General features: G+C 55.8%; 18 protein-coding genes. 9 read left to right on the top strand and 9 right to left on the bottom strand.

All coding sequences use genetic code 11. The features are described from left to right. Window positions 1-40 precede the first annotated feature (40 nt). From U1140_RS01920 to U1140_RS01900, 5 genes are all read right to left on the bottom strand, one after another. A complete protein-coding gene (locus U1140_RS01920; RefSeq protein WP_369845760.1) occupies window positions 41-721 on the bottom strand; it encodes a metal-dependent transcriptional regulator in 681 nt (226 codons plus the stop codon). A gap of 117 nt (window positions 722-838) precedes the next feature. Continuing rightward, a complete protein-coding gene (locus tag U1140_RS01915) occupies window positions 839-1,828 on the bottom strand; it encodes a sigma-70 family RNA polymerase sigma factor (protein WP_369845759.1) in 990 nt (329 codons plus the stop codon). Between the two features lie 190 nt (window positions 1,829-2,018). Further along, window positions 2,019-2,459 carry a D-aminoacyl-tRNA deacylase gene (dtd, locus tag U1140_RS01910; protein ID WP_369845758.1) on the bottom strand — a complete coding sequence of 147 codons (441 nt, stop codon included), beginning with the start codon at window positions 2,457-2,459 and terminating at the stop codon, window positions 2,019-2,021. Between the two features lie 12 nt (window positions 2,460-2,471). After that, window positions 2,472-4,079 (bottom strand): DUF7782 domain-containing protein, encoded by a 1,608-nt coding sequence (locus U1140_RS01905; RefSeq protein ID WP_369845898.1) that lies wholly within the window; start codon window positions 4,077-4,079, stop codon window positions 2,472-2,474. Between the two features lie 287 nt (window positions 4,080-4,366). Further along, complete coding sequence (locus U1140_RS01900; RefSeq protein WP_369845757.1) at window positions 4,367-4,858, bottom strand: DUF3099 domain-containing protein; 492 nt, start codon at window positions 4,856-4,858, stop codon at window positions 4,367-4,369. A gap of 59 nt (window positions 4,859-4,917) precedes the next feature. Between U1140_RS01900 and U1140_RS01895 the strand changes: the two genes are divergently transcribed. The 3 genes from U1140_RS01895 to U1140_RS01885 all read left to right on the top strand — a co-directional run bounded on the left by U1140_RS01895 (window position 4,918) and on the right by U1140_RS01885 (window position 7,728). Next, complete coding sequence (locus tag U1140_RS01895) at window positions 4,918-5,160, top strand: DUF3039 domain-containing protein (protein WP_369845756.1); 243 nt, start codon at window positions 4,918-4,920, stop codon at window positions 5,158-5,160. 12 nt (window positions 5,161-5,172) lie between these two features. Further along, entirely contained in the window at window positions 5,173-6,975 is a 1,803-nt protein-coding gene (locus U1140_RS01890) for a DEAD/DEAH box helicase (protein ID WP_369845755.1), read from the top strand. A 153-nt stretch (window positions 6,976-7,128) separates the two neighbouring features. Further along, entirely contained in the window at window positions 7,129-7,728 is a 600-nt protein-coding gene (locus U1140_RS01885) for a hypothetical protein (protein ID WP_369845754.1), read from the top strand. A 152-nt stretch (window positions 7,729-7,880) separates the two neighbouring features. On the opposite strand, the gene U1140_RS01880 is transcribed toward U1140_RS01885, so the two are convergent. Together U1140_RS01880 and ppgK are read right to left on the bottom strand one after the other, a co-directional pair. Further along, window positions 7,881-9,224, bottom strand: a complete 1,344-nt coding sequence (locus tag U1140_RS01880; protein WP_369845753.1) for an RNA polymerase sigma factor — start codon at window positions 9,222-9,224, stop codon at window positions 7,881-7,883. Between the two features lie 229 nt (window positions 9,225-9,453). After that, window positions 9,454-10,218, bottom strand: a complete 765-nt coding sequence (gene ppgK, locus U1140_RS01875; protein ID WP_369845752.1) for a polyphosphate--glucose phosphotransferase — start codon at window positions 10,216-10,218, stop codon at window positions 9,454-9,456. 134 nt (window positions 10,219-10,352) lie between these two features. Here ppgK and U1140_RS01870 point away from each other — a divergent pair, with 134 nt between their 5' ends. Beyond that, the gene (locus U1140_RS01870) at window positions 10,353-11,273 is read left to right on the top strand and encodes an inositol monophosphatase family protein (RefSeq protein WP_369845750.1); all 921 of its coding nucleotides are present in this window, start codon (window positions 10,353-10,355) and stop codon (window positions 11,271-11,273) included. A gap of 135 nt (window positions 11,274-11,408) precedes the next feature. Beyond that, the gene (locus U1140_RS01865) at window positions 11,409-11,699 is read left to right on the top strand and encodes a DUF4193 domain-containing protein (RefSeq protein ID WP_369845749.1); all 291 of its coding nucleotides are present in this window, start codon (window positions 11,409-11,411) and stop codon (window positions 11,697-11,699) included. A gap of 80 nt (window positions 11,700-11,779) precedes the next feature. Here U1140_RS01865 and U1140_RS01860 read toward each other — a convergent pair whose 3' ends face one another. After that, on the bottom strand, window positions 11,780-12,346 hold the full coding sequence (locus tag U1140_RS01860; protein ID WP_369845748.1) for a DUF3093 domain-containing protein: 567 nt from the start codon (window positions 12,344-12,346) through the stop codon (window positions 11,780-11,782). Between the two features lie 77 nt (window positions 12,347-12,423). Between U1140_RS01860 and dut the strand changes: the two genes are divergently transcribed. From dut to dxs, 4 genes are all read left to right on the top strand, one after another. Then, entirely contained in the window at window positions 12,424-12,876 is a 453-nt protein-coding gene (gene dut / locus U1140_RS01855) for a dUTP diphosphatase (RefSeq protein WP_369845747.1), read from the top strand. A gap of 106 nt (window positions 12,877-12,982) precedes the next feature. After that, a complete protein-coding gene (locus U1140_RS01850; RefSeq protein ID WP_369845746.1) occupies window positions 12,983-13,912 on the top strand; it encodes a DUF3710 domain-containing protein in 930 nt (309 codons plus the stop codon). A gap of 2 nt (window positions 13,913-13,914) precedes the next feature. Beyond that, on the top strand, window positions 13,915-15,150 hold the full coding sequence (locus U1140_RS01845; protein ID WP_369845745.1) for a class I SAM-dependent RNA methyltransferase: 1,236 nt from the start codon (window positions 13,915-13,917) through the stop codon (window positions 15,148-15,150). A gap of 93 nt (window positions 15,151-15,243) precedes the next feature. Continuing rightward, the gene (gene dxs, locus U1140_RS01840; protein ID WP_369845744.1) at window positions 15,244-17,187 is read left to right on the top strand and encodes a 1-deoxy-D-xylulose-5-phosphate synthase; all 1,944 of its coding nucleotides are present in this window, start codon (window positions 15,244-15,246) and stop codon (window positions 17,185-17,187) included. Here dxs and U1140_RS01835 read toward each other — a convergent pair. Then, a complete protein-coding gene (locus U1140_RS01835) occupies window positions 17,144-18,373 on the bottom strand; it encodes an HRDC domain-containing protein (RefSeq protein WP_369845743.1) in 1,230 nt (409 codons plus the stop codon). The two genes, dxs and U1140_RS01835, sit on opposite strands and share 44 nt — an antisense overlap. Between the last annotated feature and the right edge of the window lies 1 nt (window position 18,374).

Below are 18,374 nucleotides of genomic sequence, written 5' to 3'. Positions count from 1 at the left end.
TGAATTAGTACTGGCAGCGCGTAGGCCGCGCTGCACGCGCTTACTTGGTTGCGATACGGACCGCGTGTCCAAGCGTCTCGTTCAACACGACCTTTGGGCCATCGCCGGCGGTCAAAATAACCGAGTGACCGTAGTTGACGACGTTGACGGTAGCACCGACGACGATTCCAGCTTCGGTGAGCTCACGCAGGCGGTCACCTTCGACCTGCAAGATCTCGTTGATCTGGGCAACGGTACCTTCGATTTCTTCTTCTTCTGGAAGATCAATCGCACGCGCAACCTTAGGTACCGAGGGGGCATCGACACCCAGTTCATCTAATGCTGGAACTGGGTTACCAAATGGCGAACGGGTGCAGTCTTTCACGATGGAGGTCACGCGACGCTCCACGTTATCGCTCATGACGTGCTCCCAGCGGCATGCTTCGTCGTGCACATCGTGGATATCAACGCCGAGGACTTCGGTCAGCAGAAGTTCGGCCAAGCGGTGCTTGCGCATCACTTTGGTGGCTAATTCGCGGCCGCGAGCGGTCAAATCTAAGCTGCGATCTGGGCGCACGTGTAGTAGCCCGTCACGCTCCATGCGGGCAACAGTCTGGGAGACCGTCGGGCCAGATTGTTCTAAACGCTCCGCGATACGAGCGCGAAGTGGGGTGATGCCTTCTTCTTCAAGCTCATAGATGGTACGCAGGTACATCTCTGTCGTATCGACTAAGTCCCTCACTCTGGGAAACCTTCCTGTTATTCGTCTAATGCCTGTGAATCATTCTAGCGCAAAATGAAGGCCTGGTACGGAACTACCAGACCTCCTGTACTCCGCTAAGGAGCTAATACATCGTGCCTATAACGCATATTCGCGCAGTCGATCAGCTCGGTGGCCATCGCGAAGCTTTGCCATCACTTCACGCTCAATCTGGCGCACGCGCTCACGGGACAGCTCAAAACGGCGGCCAATCTGGTCGAGTGTGCGAGGCACACCATCATCTAAGCCATAGCGCAAACGAATGACGTCTTGTTCGCGCTGTTCGAGCGTACCGATGACATCGCGGATGTCTGAATGGCGCAACGAGGCGACAACGGCCGATTCTGCGTCGGTCGCTTCTGCATCTTCGATGAAATCTCCGAGCGGAGCTTCCTCATCTGCACCCACCGGCATGTCCAAAGAGACTGGATCGCGTGACTGGTGCAGCAGCATCTCGATTTTGTCCTCCGGAATGCCGGATTCTTCGGACAGCTCTTCGTTTGTCGCTTCACGGCCTAGTGACTGATACATTTCGCGCTTGATGCGAGAAAGCTTATTGACTTGCTCCACCAAGTGCACCGGTAGGCGAATGGTGCGAGATTGATCTGCCATGCCACGGGTAATTGCTTGGCGAATCCACCACGTCGCATACGTGGAGAACTTAAAGCCTTTGTCATAATCGAATTTTTCCATGGCGCGAATTAGGCCCAAGTTGCCTTCTTGGATCAGATCCAGCAGTGGCATCCCACGGCCGGTATAACGCTTCGCCAACGACACTACGAGTCGCAGGTTTGCTTCCAGCAGGTGAGAGCGAGCCTTTTTACCTTGCTTCGCCAAAATCTTCAGGTCACGCTTTTTGGCGCGAGTCAAGTGCTGCTCGGGATCGTTCAGCAGATGTTGAGCGTAGAGTCCGACCTCAATTTGTTGGGCTAATTCGATCTCATCATCGGCGGTCAAAAGATCGGTCTTACCGATGCCGTTGAGATAAACACGAACCAAATCCGCACTAGGATTGTCGTTGGTATGGCCACGACGGGAGCCGCGATCCTGCTCTTCTTCGTCGAATTCTTGCACGGGAGCGGTAGTCACTGTGATGGCCTCCTCAAGTTGCCGTTTACATAGCTAATAACGGCTCGTTGCCCGTGATTGTTCCCTGTGTCATGGCAGGGGTGATAATCGGGGGTGATTAAGGTCGCAGGGGTAACAATTTCCGGTATAAGGCGTTACCAATCTTTAACTCAATACTTACCTGTACGCGCATACGGGCATGGCACAGTTTTTACGTCTCTACCAGCACGGTGAACGGTCCCTGGTTTACCGACGAGACTTCCATCATTGCTCCGAAGCGCCCGGTCGCAACCTCTAATCCGCGCCCGCGTAAGTCCTCGACGATTGAGTTGATGATCGGCTCCGCGATTTCGGCCGGCGCTGCTTGCGACCACGACGGGCGTCGACCTTTCGCGGTCTGCCCGTAAAGGGTGAATTGGCTCACCACCAATACTGGGGCGTCTAAATCAGTCACGGATTTTTCACCATCTAAAATGCGCAACTCAGCAATCTTTTTCGCCATCTTCTGCCATGCTGCAGCATCGTCGGCATCATTCACGCTTACGCCAACGAGTGCGAGGATGCCCCCGGTCTCCGGTGCAACAATCTTGCCGACGACGTCACCATCGACTGCGACGCTGGCTGACGAAACACGCGTTAAAACTGCTTTCATCTGCTCTGCCTCCTAGGACTCATTGTCTGCGTCGGCACCCGCGTCAGCGTCGCCGAGTGCCTCGGCGTCGACAAGCTCAGCGGGAAGAACCATTCCATGTCGGACTAGGTCGACAATTACCCCAATTGCTTCGTCGAGCAATTCGTCGTCGCTAAGCCCATGGCCCAAGGCATACATGGCAACGACTTCTTCCAACGGCAATCCGTCGGGGTGTAAACCGGCAACGATCGCAGCGACATGCTCGTCGACTTCATGCGACCACCGGGGGCCATCCATGCGAGTAAGCCGGTAGACCCGTGGGCTAAAGCCCATGCCAGCAGCCGCGTCGGGAACCTCAACGATCTCGCGCGCGAGCTGCGGGCGCAATTGAAACCGGGAGCTTGCGATGTCGGATTTCGATTGCTCCCGTAGCCAAGCTGCACGCTGGAAGTATTCTTCGACTTCGTCGGCAAGCCGGTCGTCAAATGCCTGGGGAATTTCTTCAGCGATGATTTCTGATGGCTGGTCGCCGATATCTTGGATTGCGACGTAGCCGAATCCGATTGCGGTGACATCGTGCGTGGAAAAGTGCTGCAGCCACTGCGCGAAGCGCTCACTCGCCTCATGCGAGCGTGGATCAATTGCTTCATCGCGCAGCCACGTGCTGACGTAATGGGCCGGATCAGCAAAATCCCGCTGCAAGACCCACGCTGCAACACCACGGCTCGGCAGCCAACTCGCAACACGATGTTGCCAAGGTTGGCCGTCAACGTGCACCCATGAAGCCAATAGATACGCTGCGCCGCCCGGTGCGAGGTAACTGGGTGCTTCCGAGATCACGAGCTCACTCGCACCATCTAAGTCCAAGCCGGAATCGCGGTAGGTGTGCGCAATTTCTTGCGAGCCCACCACAAACGGTGGGTTGGCAACGATGCGGTCGAAGCGCTGTCCGGCTACCGGAGAAAACCATGAACCAGCTAACAGTGTGACATCGTCGGCGATGTTTGCGCCGCGCACTGTGGCATCGGCAAGCGCCAGAGCGCGAGTCGAGACATCCGTACCCGTAATCTTTTGTGCTGACCCGGCTTGACCCAAAATCTGCACACCCGAGCCAGTGCCTAAATCGAGCACCGAATCAACCGGGGTAGTGGGGCAGAACTGCAGCAGCGATAATGACGCGGCACCGACGCCGGGGACATGATCTTCGGCGGCATCTTGCCGCACCATGGCGGCGTCGGGATCAGAAAAGACCCAGCGCGATTTTCCATTAATGATATGCGGCCGGACATCAATGACGACGCGCACTATCGCCGGGCCGTGATGCACCGCAATATTGGCGTCGATGACTTTGGCGGCTAATTCGTCGCCAAGCAACTGGAAAAACTCGTTCTTTTCTACCGGATCGCGGAGAATAAATGCTTGGATCAGTTGATCTAATTCTTTTCCGTGTTGGGTGCGAAAACGCAGTGCTCCGGGATCACCACGGTGCAGGGCAGAAAGGTATTCCGGCCCGAGGTGTGCGCTCAAACCTGCGGAGTCAAACCCCACGGCGGCAAAATGCGCGATTAACTCGCTGGCTGCCTCGCCAATTTTCTCGGCAGGATTTGGTGTTGCGGGATTGAGGTCTGCGGGATTCGACATCGCGGAGTTCAGGCCTGCGGCGTTCAAGCCTGCGGCATTTGGGTCCGTCGAATTTTTGGATGCTGGATCAGTGGAATGTGGATGCGTGCTCATCGCTTTTCATTGTAGTGCCCTGCATAGTGCTGGGCTTTGTCAAGGAGGAGCGTGCCGTTCAAGCAGGACAGTGCCGTTCAAGCAGAGCAGCATCGAGTGACCAGAACAGCGTCGGAAAGCACCGGTTTCACCTCGTTGCCCTCGGCATGCGGGCGTGTCAGCTAAGCATGCGCACCCGGCGCACCCCGTCGAGGCTAATCGTCGGATTCAGCAGCGGAATCGTGCGGTGTTGCATCAATAATTCCTGGTGGCAGCGCCTGTTGTGCCTGTCCAGCATGCTGGCCTGCTCCGGAGGTATCTATTTGTTGCATAGTGTTGCGATCGGCCTGACGCGCGATCGCAGGCTTATACATCCGTGGTTGGCGCTTATCTTTCGGGGTGCCCTCCATATTGGCGATCATTACGGCAATCCACGGCAGGGGAAAGGTCAGCGACGCCAAAATAACTGGAATGAGCACCCAGTCCCAGGCCAAATACATGCCCACGCAAGCTAAAGTGAGCGGAACACGCAAAAACTGTAAGAACGCATACCACCATTCACGCTTCTTGCGATCCTGCGAACGCGTGATCCGCGCAGTGGTGATCAGAACAGGTTTTTCGCGATGGGAGCGATTACGGAAGCGCTGCCAGACAGAGCGACGTTGCGAATCTGGTCTCCGGGTGCCACGTGAGCTTCCGTAAGTCATAAACTCCACCCTAGAGGCTGGCTACCCAAAATCCTACGAATACGGCAAAATGGATGGCCATGACGAGCACATCAACCCAAACCCTCGAGCGCCCAGAAACCCGCGATCAAACCGGGACCGACGACGACACCCCGAAGTTTTTCCACTACGTAAAAAAGAATCAGATTGTAGCTTCTGCAGTCAGTGGCAAGATGATTGTTGCCCTATGCGGAGAAAAATTCCCGGTGCGCAAACAAGCGAAACCAGGTTCTCCGGTATGCCCAAAATGCCAGGAAATCTATTCCGGCCTGCGCAAGAAGTAATGGTGGTAGTGAGTGGCGAGATCTCGTAGCTTTAACAATAATTCCAGCCTGCGCGCGTGGCAGCAGGCTGCCTTGCACAAGTTCTTGACGACGCGCCCCCGCGATTTCATGGCGGTGGCAACCCCGGGTGCGGGTAAAACCACCTTTGCCATTCGGGTCGCCACCGAGCTTTTGGAAGATTACTCTGTCGACCGCATTATCGTTGTCGTACCCACTGAACACCTGAAACGACAGTGGGCAGCTGCCGCGCGCCGGGTCGGGGTGTCGTTGGACGACCATTTCACAAACTCTGCAGCGATCAACCACGCCTACGACGGAATAGTTGTCACCTATGCGCAGGTCGGCATGCACCCAACGAAGCACCATGCTCTGGCCTCCACGAAACGCACCCTGGTTATTCTCGATGAGATTCACCATGCAGGTGATGCGAAAAGCTGGGGTGATGGAGTCCGCGAAGCCTATGACACAGCGGAATATCGCTTAGCGCTGACGGGTACTCCGTTTCGTTCCGATAACTCGTATATTCCCTTCGTCCGCTATGAAGAAGACGGGGAAGGCCACGAGATTTCCCAAGCCGACCACACCTATGACTATGGCGATGCGCTTGCCGACGGAGTTGTGCGCCCGGTGGTTTTTCTGGCCTATTCGGGTGAGGCCACCTGGCGCACTAGCGCGGGCGAGGAAATTTCTGCGCGCTTGGGAACGCCTTTGAGCGCGGAAGAAACCGCGCGTGCTTGGCGGACTGCCTTGGACCCGAAAGGCGAATGGATCCCTGCCGTGTTGCAGGCTGCGCACACCCGCCTGGAGCAAATCCGGACCAATATGCCTGACGCAGGTGGCTTGGTCATCGCTACGGATACCACCACTGCACGTGCGTACGCCAAAATTTTGGAAAAGATTTCTTCGACGCCGGTGTCGGTGATTCTCTCCGATGAACCTGGTTCGTCCGAACGTATCAACGCTTTTTCTGAATCCACCGACGAGTGGATGGTGGCGGTACGCATGGTTTCGGAAGGCGTTGACGTCCCGCGGCTGGCCGTGGGGGTATATGCCACGTCTGCGTCCACCCCATTGTTTTTCGCCCAAGCTATTGGGCGTTTTGTTCGCTCTCGAATGCCGGGAGAGACTGCCAGTGTCTTTCTGCCCTCGGTGCCGACGTTGTTGGATCTGGCGGAGAAATTGGAGACTTCGCGCGACCATGTCATCGGTAAACCGCACCGCGAAGAAGCCTGGGATGAAGAAGCCGTCGCCGAAGCTAATAAAGAGAAAAATGAGAAGACCGACGAAAAATCGTATGAGTCCGTAGGAGCCTCGGCCGAACTTGACTCCTTGATTTACGACGGATCCACGTTTGGGACGGGAGCGCTGAGCGGTTCTGACGACGAGGCTGATTTTCTCGGGCTACCGGGTTTGCTGGATCAAGAGCAAGTCAGGGCATTGTTGCGCAAGCGTCAAGCTGAACAACTTGACGCCCGCGAAGCTGAAGAAAAAGCCCGCAGACAAGCTGAATTGGAACGCCAGCATAAGTTGAAAAACGGCTTATTGGAACCCGAGAACGGGCAGGCGACTTCTTCTGTGACCGGTGGCTCTGCAGCTGCGAACTCAACCGACAACGAAGCTGATGAGTTAGCGGCAGTAGAGATTCCGAAACTACGGAAGAAACTGAATACTTTGGTAGCAGTTCGGGCTGAGCACACCTCGCGACCGCATGGAGCGATTCATAATGAGGTGCGTAAAGCCTGTGGCGGCCCGCCGACAGCATTGTGCAATGCCCAGCAATTGAAAGAACGCATTGAATATTTGCGCCAATGGTAGTGTGCCTCAAGCGTTCCGGCAGGCCGAAATTTCTGTCGGTATTTGCCGGTATTCTACGGTCAATACGGCCGGGATGCCCCTGCGCGCGCTGCAGCATACAGGGTAAGATAAATATAGTTCAGAGCATCTATGCATGAAGGGACAACGACCGATATGTCTAACCCAAAAGATTCTCAGCACTCCGGTGACGATTTTAACCAGTACGGCGACTATTCCGGCGAAGGTGGATTTACAGAAGGAAAAGGCGCTGCGAATGCCGACGGAGGATATGACTCCGGCGGCTATAATTTTTCTGCTGATCAGTCACAGCCAGCAGAAAACCAGCCGGCTGCGTACCAATCTGCTGACAATGCCTACTATGCGGGCGGGTATGAAGCCCCGCAATTTGGCGGTTTCGAAGCCCAACAAGAATCAAAGAACCCAGTTGCGCCATGGGCTTTGGGTATCGGTATTCTCTCGCTAGTGGGATCCTTAATTCTTTTGGGATCGCTGTTGGGCGTTATCGGCATTATTCTCGCGATCGTCAGCTTGGTCGTGGGCAAGAAGCGTCGCCCGGAAAACCGCCGCACGGTCATGTCCGTCGTCGGCTTAGTGACCTCAATCTTGTCGGTGATCGTCGGTGTCGTCATTCTAATGATTGGCGTCTCGTTCTTGAATGAATCCGGGGTGCTCGATTGTGTTGAACAACATGGCGACGACGAAGCCGCTATCGAACAGTGCATTACCGACAGCATAGAACAAAGCGATAACTAAACCGCACTTAGTGCAAAAACAAATCCTCACCGGGCATGCAGCTCGGTGAGGATTTTCTGTTTCGCAGGGTACTGAGGGGCTGAGGATATTGAGGGGACTGACCTTGGCTACTGACGACGAGGTGGTGAGGTGGGCCGTCAGAACAACTTGATTTAGTCGAGGTAGTCGCGCAGCACCTGGGAACGCGAAGGGTGTCGCAACTTCGACATCGTCTTCGACTCAATCTGCCGGATGCGTTCGCGGGTCACACCATAGACTTGCCCAATTTCATCCAAAGTCCTCGGCATGCCGTCGGTCAGGCCGAAGCGGAGACGAACCACGCCAGCTTCGCGCTCCGAGAGGGTGGTGAGAACATCTTGCAGTTGGTCTTGCAACAGTGTGAACGAGACTGCATCGACTGCAATGACCGCCTCGGAATCCTCAATGAAATCACCGAGTTGGCTATCGCCTTCATCGCCGATCGTCTGATCCAAAGAAATTGGTTCCCGAGCATACTGCTGGATTTCCATCACCTTTTCTTCGGTGATGTCCATTTCCTTTGCCAATTCCTGTGGGGTTGGTTCGCGTCCAAGATCCTGCAGGAGCTCACGCTGAATCCGGCCAAGTTTGTTGATGACCTCGACCATGTGCACCGGAATGCGAATCGTACGTGCTTGATCAGCCATGGCTCGGGTAATGGCCTGACGAATCCACCACGTGGCATAGGTGGAGAACTTATAGCCCTTGGTGTAGTCAAACTTTTCGACTGCACGGATCAGGCCCAAGTTTCCTTCTTGAATGAGGTCCAAAAAGGCCATGCCTCGGCCCGTATAGCGTTTAGCGAGTGATACCACCAAGCGAAGGTTGGCTTCCAGCAAGTGATTTTTTGCCTTGCGGCCATCGCGGGCAATCGAGCGTAAGTCACGCTTGAGAGCGGGGGAAAGTTTCGCTTGCTTATCGCCGGCCTCGAGCGCTTTCGACATTTCTTCGATGCGGAATTGCGCGTAAAGGCCTGCTTCAATGCGTTCGGCAAGCGAGACTTCTTGTTCCGCGTTTAGCAGCGCGACCTTACCAATTTGCTTCAGATAAGCGCGCACCGAGTCTGCAGATGCAGTGAGCTCGGCATCTTTGCGGGCTTGCCTTAAGGCAGCGGACTCGTCCTCATCCCAGACGGAATTGCCCGCATCTTCGTCGTCTTCTTCACCGAGCTCAGGCTCCGCAGCATCGGGTTCGTCCAGCGCTTCGTCCTCGAAGGCATCTGCGTCGTCAAGATCTGGCTCCACGTCGGCGTCATCTGGCTCGTCCAACAAAGGATCGGCTGCCGGTGAGGTAGCAGCAGGAATTTCCTCGGGCTCGATAGACACGCTAGTCTGCGAAGCCTTCGAAGTTTTAGCCTGTGCAGCCTTCGACGCCGACTTGCTGTTTGACTTCCTGGATACCGTCTTCGCGCCCCGCGTGCGCGCAGAGCTTGGTGCGCTCTTGCCGAGAGGCTGATCGGAAGATTCAGTGGCTGACACGTACGCCCTTTCGCCGGATTGTACTGACATCATTGAACAAGCCTACCTATGTACGCAGCGAGTTGTGGCTGCAGACGTGACTGACATGTCACACATTCGAGCTGGTGCTCAGATGTAGAAACATGGGGTGGTCACAATATTCAGCAGGCAAATTGTTTGGAATGAGCGCCCAGTATAACGGACGCTGACTGCTTTGTGTTCGATTGGGTATGTGCCCAGGGGTTTTGGGCTAGTCGGCGATGTAATCCGGCTCCCGAGCAGCTAAAGCAGCCCCGACGATTCCCGCGCGATTTAACAAGGTCGCAGGGATGATCGGTGTTGCTAAGTGCAACAACGGCAGCCAACGAGCTGATTTGCGAGAGATTCCGCCGCCGATAACGAATGCTGTGGGGTTGAATAGGCGCTCGTATTCGCTGAGAACTTTTTCTAAGCGCGGAGCCCATTCTTGGTAACTCAAGCCGAGGGATTTTTTGACCCCGGAGGAAGCGAGCTTTTCAGCTTCTTCGCCATCGACAAAGAGGTGTCCGAGCTCTGTATTCGGAAACAGCTTTCCTTCCACCAAAAATGCCGAACCGATGCCGGTGCCCAGCGTCAAGAAAATCACCGCACCGGATTTGGCTTGGGGGTTCCCGTAGGCAACCTCCGCCAACCCGGCGGCATCGGCGTCGTTAAGGAAGGTGATGGGGCGATCACCGAGGTGTGCACCGAAAACTTCGTGGATGTTTGTGTGCAGCCACGACGGGTCGATATTGGCTGCCGTCAACATAGTGGAACCGCGAACGACGCCCGGAAGCGTAATGCCGACGGGGCCATCCCACCCGGCTTGCTTGACGATGCGAGCTGCGGTCGCTGCGACAGCCTCGGGAGTTGCGGGTTTCGGGGTTTCGAACTTGATCCGTTCTCCAACGAATTCGCCTGTGTGCAGATTTACTAAGGCGCCTTTGGTGCCAGAGCCGCCGATATCAATGCCAAAACCAAGTTGCTGTTCGTGCATGGATGACAGATTAGCCTACACACCGCGGCATGCGACGATTGGTTCGCTGTCCGCTGACGATGGGCGTCGACCGGTGCTGTTGACAGTGATGATCCTTACTGTGGCGCAAGCATCCCGAGAGGTAGCCTATGGATATGAATTCCAGCAGTACTCAGCATGAATCCGTACTTTCTGCTTATTCGGAATTTCGCGTACATCACGGGGAGGCTACTCCGGAAGAGCTACGCGCGGTGGCCTGCGAACTTGCATCCTTGGGTGGCACCGTGATCAACCAACAATCGCGTGAGATCGGTGGAGCCACAGCGCTCGCCAGCACCGTGGAGACTAAAAGTAGCGCGGTAGATCCAGTGACAGCGGTAGATAAGGCGACGGAGACAGCACTCGTCGATAAGCTCGCCACACTACGGCCACGCGATGCGGTCGTAGGAGAGGAGGGCGCAGGTAAAGCCGGAGACTCAGGAATCGAGTGGATTATCGATCCCATCGACGGCACCGTGAATTTCTTATATGGAATACCAGAATATTCTGTATCGGTTGCAGCTGTGTGGAACGGCAGCCCAGTGGCTGGCGCAGTATATAACGTGCAGCAAGATGTGCTTTATTCGGCGTACCTCGGTGGCGGTGCGACGGCCACAACCAGCTCGCGTCAGGCAGAGATCCTGCACGCGAACCCCGTCAGGGATCCAGCGCAAGCACTGGTAGCGACCGGGTTTTCTTATGTGCGTGAGCGTCGGATTCGGCAAGCAGAAATTTTGCCGACGCTGCTAGGTCACGTTCGGGATATCCGTCGCATGGGCTCTGCGGCGCTTGATCTATGCCGCGTGGCCAGCGGGCAGGTTGACGTGTTTTATGAATCGGCGTTAAACAAATGGGATTACGCTGCCGGAATGTTGATTGCTACAGAAGCCGGGGCAGTGGTCGATGCACCGGAGTTTGCTACAGAAGGCAGTGCTGGTGAAGTCCTGGTTGCCTATGCGCCGGGCCTGGTCGAAACCATGGAACCGAAATTGCGCGCTGCTGGTGCTCTCGATGCAATACCGGTCTCCGAGTGGTAGAACTCTCAGCAGAGAAACCATACTGAAAAACAGCACGGAAAAATGGGTCTGATCAGCAAATATGACAATGTAATTATTTTAGCTTAGTATCCCTCCCACATACTCCAAGAATAATTACGCAATAGGACGTGGATAATGGCGACAGACTACGACGCAGCCCGTACTCGCCCAGAAGACGAATTGGAAGCAGATTCGCTCGAGGGGCTCAAGGCAGCGGAGAACGATTCCGACCCCATGGATGAAGATGGGGAGATTGTAGAGCCTTTCGAGCCACCGACAGTCGATGTCTCCGGTGAAGAGCTCAATGTCACAGTCGTGCCACGCCAGGCAGACGAATTCACCTGCGATAGCTGCTTCTTAGTGCAACGGAAAAACCGGTTCTCGCACGAGGAAGACGGCCAAAAAATCTGCCTCGACTGTGCGTAACCTCGCTCTGCCCACAATGAAGCCTGCAGGGCTTAGAGGCTATTAAAGGCGCAAACAGTGTTCAGGCGTTCGTCTCCGGGCTAGTCGGCTAGCGGGCGGGAAGCCTGCTGTGCCTGCTCTGGAACGAATGCCTCTAGTAACGCACGTGGGTTTTTCGAACTCACTAACCAATATGGGGTGGGGTCATTCTCGTCATCCAGCACCAACATCACTAGGTGCGGAACCCAACTATGGGTGACCAAAAAGGCAGCAGGATCGAGTTGCGGGCCCATGGCATTGCGCTTCGCACTTTTGGGGACGGCTAAACTCCGGCTGACGACGTCGGCAGGCAATTGGGCCGAACCCGCGACCAGCCAGCGCGTACCGTCGGTATCGCGTTCCACGCGAATCACAGTTGCCGACCAATGAATCAATACCCAGGCGACAAGCGCTGCGATCACCAAAAAAGGCACCGCGAACCACCACAAGTTGCGGTTGAGTGCCAACTGGCCGGTACCTATGGTCACGGCTGCTAATGCGATAAGCCACCAATGCCACGGGACCCATTGGCGTTCTTGGTACAGCACCTCTGGGGAATATTCGGCCCCGGAAGTAGGTTCATCACCGGGGGAATTCGCAGATGCAGCTGAATTAGCAGTCTCGCTCATGAAATCCATGTTAATGCCACGAGTGAAAACAAACCCAACCATGACGGTTCTGCCAGGCAGGGAGTAACCTGTGGAACATGAGCTTGTCTGATTTTAGCCCGGTACGCATAAAACGGTTGGATCCCGAAATTCCGCTACCGCACCGTGCGCACCCCGGCGATGCTGGCGCGGATTTGCACTCCACCGAAAATCTGACCCTGCAACCTGGGCAGCGAGCTCTCGTCGGCACTGGCATCGCGATCGCGTTGCCAGAAGGTACCGTGGGGCTGGTGCATCCACGTTCGGGCTTAGCCGCAAAATCTGGGCTGAGCGTGGTGAATACCCCGGGCACCATCGACGCGCAATACCGGGGCGAAATCAAAGTCTGCCTGATAAACCATGATCCGACTGAGCCGATCGAGATTACACGTGGCATGCGTATCGCACAATTACTTATCCAGCGCGTGGAATTGGTGGAATTTAGCGAGGTTGCAGAACTCGACGACACCGAGCGCGGTGCGCGCGGATACGGTTCGACGGGCACGCATTAGCGTAGAGGTAGCTAGAAATACAGACCAGACAATCTGCGCATACGACGATTCCATCGCTGATGACTCCGCTGCGGGACTACCGCGACGGGAAAGGATGATATTCACCATGGCTTTATGGGGTTTTTCTAAGAAAAAGAAAGCAGCGAAAAATAACGCTGACCCACTGAAAGAACAGACTGCAGATCAGGAGGCGGCGCGACAGGCAAACCAGTCTGTTATAGACAATTCAGCGCTGGAGGATGAAGCTGTTCCGTCAGTTGAGCACGTCGAACCAGTGGCGGCGACGAACGCTTCCGGTGTGAACGATGCCGCCGGGGAAACGGGGCCTTTTGACGGCGATACCGTCGATATCAATGAATTCGACTTTGGCGATTTTTCTGCCGGCATCTTGGATCTTGGCTCGGTGAAAATCGCGATCCCGAAGGATTCCCAGGTACAAGTCGAGATGGGCGAAAAGGGTCCGAAGATGCTGCACCTTGTCACGCATTATGGACGCATGACCCCGATCGCCTTTGCCGCCCCGTCGTCGGCCGGGCAGTGGGACGAAGCTGCCGAGGAGATCGCCGCAACGATGAAGCAAAGCGGTGCCGACGTATCTTTCGAGCACGGCCCCTGGGGTAGAGAAGTTGTTAGTGAGCATAACCAAGCGACCACCCGTGTTATCGGTGCAGAAAGACCACGGTGGATGTTGCGAGTGACATTGGCAGGTCCGGCTGACCGCGCAGAAAAACTCGCAGAACTCGCCCGCGAGGTTATCGCCCGGACGTTTGTCTACCGTGGCCAACAACCAATTTTGGCAGGAAACTCTTTGCCGGTGACGATGCCAGCTAGCTTGATGCAGCAAGTGCAACAAGCGATGCAGCAACGCCAAGCGCAAAGCCAGCAGCAATCTCCGGGCGTCGCAGAGGCTTCACAGTCACTGCGCAATATCGCCGACGGCACCAGCACTGGCACAGCAGCAGATGCAGAAGACCAGCAGACAACACAAGCGCAAAATGCACCAAGCACAGCGCAGAATTCAAAGGAACAGCGATAGTAGTGTCCAACATTGAACTGACCATCGAACGGATGGGGCACGGCGGAGTTGGCATCGGCACTGCTAGCGACGGTCGTGTGGTTTTTGTGGGATCGACCTACCCAGGCGACCGGGTGCAGGCGCAGATCACCAAAGACAAGAAATCCTTCATTGCTGCTGAAGTCGAGTCAGTCATTGAGCCGAGCCATTATCGCACGCAGTCACGGTGCCCGGCGGTTGCCGCTGGCGCGGGCTGCTGTGATTTCGCCAGTTTGGATCCCGCGCACGAAGCGCAACTTAAGCGCGAGGTGTTTCACGACCAGTTGCAACGCATTGGTAAGTTCGCCCCACACGAGTTGCCCGAGGTCACGATCAAAGAACTCGAGCCGACCCGCGGTTGGCGCACGCGCGTTCGCTTCGGTGTCGATGAAAATGGCCGGGCTGGGTTGCGCAAGAAAAACAGCCACGAGTTGGTTACCGATCAAGTCTGTAGCCAGCTCGTCAGCGGGCTTGCCGACGGCATCGTCGGCACAGATGCGCGCAGCTTCCGCCCCGGTGCTGAATTAATCGTTGCGATGGATTCGACCGGCACCCGCCATGTGGTGGAATCCCGAAAATCTGGGCGCGGCAAGCGCACAGAAAAAGTGGAAAAAGTCCTCGAAGGCAGCTCTACGGTTACTGAAACCGTCGACGGTCAGACTTTCACGTTTCCGGTGACTGCATTTTGGCAAGCACACAGTAGGGCACCGCAAGCCTATTGCGCGATTATTGGCGAGTGGCTGCAGTCAATCGCAACGGCCGGTGCCGGTATTGGCTGGGATCTCTATGGCGGCGTGGGCCTGTTCATCCCTACGATTGCCCGGGCATTACAACCGCAGGATCCGTCGACAAGCACGATTCATAGCGTTGATACTTCTGCTGCGGCTCTCGCTAAAACCCAGCCCGCACTGCGCGAGCTTTCGGTGCAGATGCACAAAAAGCAGGTGGAAAAAGCCGTGGGTGATTTGGAGACTCCCGATGTCGTCGTGCTTGACCCACCACGGAAAGGTGCTGGTTCTGCCGTGGTGGATGAGGTAGCACAAGCCGGGCCGAGCAAGGTTGTGCACATCGGGTGCGATCCCGCCACATGCGCACGTGATCTGCGTAGCTGGGTAGACAATGGCTATACCGTCGACAAACTCACCCTGGTGAATGCCTTCCCAGGAACGCATCACTTCGAAATTCTGGCGCTGCTGGAAAAGCAGGAAACTTCCCAGTAATTTCCCAGTTCCGGTTTATGGGGCGGTAACGAGTAAGATAGAAACGTTAGCTACCGACGAGTACAGATGAGACGAGGAGTTGAGGTAGAGACAATGGGCCTTCTTCGCGGAATACGCACTCCCGCCGACCTCAAGGCATTGTCGCCCGAACAGCTCCCACAGTTAGCGGAGGAAGTTCGTGACTTTCTCATTGAGAACGTGTCGGTGACTGGTGGCCACCTCGGTCCGAATCTGGGGGTAGTGGAGCTCACGCTCGCGCTGCACCGCGTGTTCGATTCACCTGATGAGCCGTTCATTTTCGATACCTCTCACCAGTCCTACGTGCACAAAATCGTGACTGGCCGTGCTGATCGCTTTACGACGTTGCGGCAAAAAGACGGCTTGTCTGGGTATACAGCCCGGGCTGAGTCTGAGCATGATTGGACTGAGTCTTCGCATGCCTCGGCGTCGTTGGCATATGCCGATGGTCTTTCCAAGGGGTTTGCACTCGATGGACGAGGCGACAACAACGTCGTTGCCGTCGTCGGTGATGGCGCGTTGACCGGGGGCATGTGCTGGGAAGCCCTCAACAATATCGCCGCTGGCAAAGACCGCAACGTGGTGATCGTGGTCAATGACAATGGGCGTAGTTATTCTCCGACAATTGGCGGATTCGCCGAAAATTTGGCACATTTGCGCATCTCGAGCCCGTACGACGGTTTGATGGAGCATGGCAAGAAGACCCTGAAGTCTATGGGCTGGGTGGGTAACCGTGCATTTGATGCGCTGCATGCTTTCAAAGAAGGCGTGAAGCATACGGTTTTGCCGACCGAAATGTTTCCAGAACTAGGCATGAAATACGTCGGTCCTGTCGACGGACATGATTTCGAATCGCTTGACCACGCACTCAATTACGCGAAAAATCATCACGGACCCATCATCGTCCACGTGGTCACCGAAAAAGGACACGGTTATGAACCGGCAGTAAACGATGAAGCTGACCAGATGCATTCGACAGGAGCGATAGATCCCGTTACTGGTTTGCCGAAATCCAAATCTCAGCCTGGCTGGACGCAGATTTTTACCGAAGAGTTGCTCGAGGCGGCGGAAAAACGCTCGGATATTGTCGCGATTACTGCCGCGATGGCCGGCCCCACAGGTCTGACGCCGTTTGCCAAGCGGTTTCCGGAGCGCTTTTTTGATGTCGGTATCGCCGAACAACACGCGGTGGCCTCGGCCTCGGGGCTCGCTCTGGCGGGCCTGCACCCGGTTGTTGCCATTTACTCTACGTTTCTGAACCGTGCCTTCGATCAGCTTTTGATGGATGTGGCGCTGCTAGACCAACCGGTGACCTTGGTATTAGATCGTGCGGGCGTGACTGGTTCTGACGGCGCAAGCCACAACGGGGTCTGGGACCTTTCGATTGCCAGCGTGGTTCCTGGCATCCGCATCGCCGCTCCGCGGGATGGCAATCAGCTAGCACGGCTGTTTCAGCAGGCTTTGCTTGTCGACGACGGCCCGACGATCGTTCGGTTCCCGAAAGGCAATCTGCCTGCTGAGATTCCTGCGTGGACCACGCTGGCCGACGGCGTGGACATCGTGCACTATAGTGATGCTGCAGATGATGCTGCCGGTGATGATGTTGACAGTGACGTTACTGGAAGCACCGCGCGCTCTGTTCTGGTCATCGCAGTGGGTGCGATGGTCGACACTGCAATCACGGCCGCCGGTGACCACACTAACGTGACTGTGGTCGATCCAGGTTGGGTTGTCCCGGTTGCGGATTCCTTGTTTAGTTTGGCTGCCAATCACGACGCAGTGCTGACCGTTGAAGACGGCATCGTTCGCGGTGGAATTGGTTCGCTTATCGCTGAAGAATTTTCTTCTGCCGGCTTACAGATCCCGGTTCGGCAATTGGGATTCCCGTCGGTGTTCCCGTTACATGCTTCTCGCAGCGAGTTGCTGCATGAAGTCGGACTCGACGCTGCTGGTATTTCCGCAGCAATGAGTGAGCTTATGCAGGATCCGGAAGAAAAGCCGCAAAAACCGGCCAAATAATATCTTTTTGCCATTCGCGTAGCTGATGTTGCGCAAGGCTATCTTCTAGGTCATCCTCGGTGCGGATATTGTGGGAAACGGTTAGATCCCAGGTGATTTTTTGTGCGTGAGCTTTACTGACCAAGTTTTCCGGTGGCACGGCAATCTCGTCTGCGATGGATTGCAAATCATCACGCACTAACTGCCATTGAGTCCAAGCATCCGGATTATTCTTTTTCCACACCCGGGTGTTAATTCCACCGGGGGTACCCCACGCTGCTAATTCACCGCTGCCTGGCACCGGCAAAGCAGATTCCGGCAAGCGCTCAGCCTGTTGAACGGCATCGAACCAGATGCGCGATGCCAGGCGTGAATTTCTCGCACCAGGTACTCGACACAACTGGGCAAGGCTGGTTGGTCGACGTGCAGCGATCGCGAGAATCACCTTGTTGGGCATAAGCTTGCCAGGAGAGACATCGTCGCTAGCAGCAATATATTCGCGTACTCGCCACAATTCTCGTGCGATCGCTAATTCGCGCGGATCACGTAGCCCACGCATGCCTTTGATCATGTGCCAAGCGCGAACCTCGGGCTCGGTGATACTCGCGTGTTGCTGACGGACGTACTCGAATTCTTCGGTTGCCCAGTCCCACTTATCTTGGCTACGCAGAAGGTATTCAACTTCGTCGGCAAGTTCTAATAACTGGTCAACATCAAGTGCTGCATACGCCAACCATGATTTCGGTAGCGGAGTCGACGACCAGTTTTGCGTGCTATGTTCTTTTGCCACGCGTATACCGAGCAACTCCTCGTACATCGCACCCAAGCCCACTCGCGAAAGGCCAGCCAAGCGGCCGCCCAATTCGGTATCGATCAGTCTCGCGGGATATAGCCCGAGCCAGGCAAGACAGGGGAGGTCTGACACTGCGGCATGCACCACCCAAGTCAGTTTGTTGACAACAGGGGCGAGCGCGTCGCCAAGCTCGGCACGGAGGCCTTCTGGGGCGAACAAGAAAGTGCCGGCCCCGGCGCGCTTAATCTGAATGAGAAATGCACGGTCGTCGTAGCGAAAAGCCGAGGCACGCTCGGTATCGATGGCGATGGGCCCAGTGCCGACTGCAATCGCGTCCGCCGCCGCGGAGAATTCGGCTTCAGATGACAGCACTGGTGGCACGCCTGAAGCAGGGCGGCTGAGAAATTCAGTCATA

Origin of the sequence: Corynebacterium drakensteinense, assembly GCF_041224285.1 — a bacterium.
Classification (GTDB): Bacteria; Actinomycetota; Actinomycetes; order Mycobacteriales; family Mycobacteriaceae; genus Corynebacterium.
The sequence above is the reverse complement of the archived record's forward strand: the minus strand, read 5'-3'. Positions and strand labels throughout refer to the sequence as shown.

Bases quoted from the DNA above. Each gene is read 5' to 3' on its own strand.
- U1140_RS01860 (WP_369845748.1), bottom strand. From the start codon at position 12,346: ATGAGCGAGACTGCTAATTCAGCTGCATCTGCGAATTCCCCCGGTGAT.
- dxs (WP_369845744.1), top strand. From the start codon at position 15,244: ATGGGCCTTCTTCGCGGAATACGCACTCCCGCCGACCTCAAGGCATTG.
- U1140_RS01885 (WP_369845754.1), top strand. From the start codon at position 7,129: ATGTCTAACCCAAAAGATTCTCAGCACTCCGGTGACGATTTTAACCAG.
- ppgK (WP_369845752.1), bottom strand. From the start codon at position 10,218: ATGCACGAACAGCAACTTGGTTTTGGCATTGATATCGGCGGCTCTGGC.
- dtd (WP_369845758.1), bottom strand. From the start codon at position 2,459: ATGAAAGCAGTTTTAACGCGTGTTTCGTCAGCCAGCGTCGCAGTCGAT.
- U1140_RS01870 (WP_369845750.1), top strand. From the start codon at position 10,353: ATGAATTCCAGCAGTACTCAGCATGAATCCGTACTTTCTGCTTATTCG.
- U1140_RS01865 (WP_369845749.1), top strand. From the start codon at position 11,409: ATGGCGACAGACTACGACGCAGCCCGTACTCGCCCAGAAGACGAATTG.
- dut (WP_369845747.1), top strand. From the start codon at position 12,424: ATGAGCTTGTCTGATTTTAGCCCGGTACGCATAAAACGGTTGGATCCC.
- U1140_RS01905 (WP_369845898.1), bottom strand. From the start codon at position 4,079: ATGTCGAATCCCGCAGACCTCAATCCCGCAACACCAAATCCTGCCGAG.
- U1140_RS01850 (WP_369845746.1), top strand. From the start codon at position 12,983: ATGGCTTTATGGGGTTTTTCTAAGAAAAAGAAAGCAGCGAAAAATAAC.
- U1140_RS01835 (WP_369845743.1), bottom strand. From the start codon at position 18,373: ATGACTGAATTTCTCAGCCGCCCTGCTTCAGGCGTGCCACCAGTGCTG.
- U1140_RS01900 (WP_369845757.1), bottom strand. From the start codon at position 4,858: ATGACTTACGGAAGCTCACGTGGCACCCGGAGACCAGATTCGCAACGT.
- U1140_RS01895 (WP_369845756.1), top strand. From the start codon at position 4,918: ATGACGAGCACATCAACCCAAACCCTCGAGCGCCCAGAAACCCGCGAT.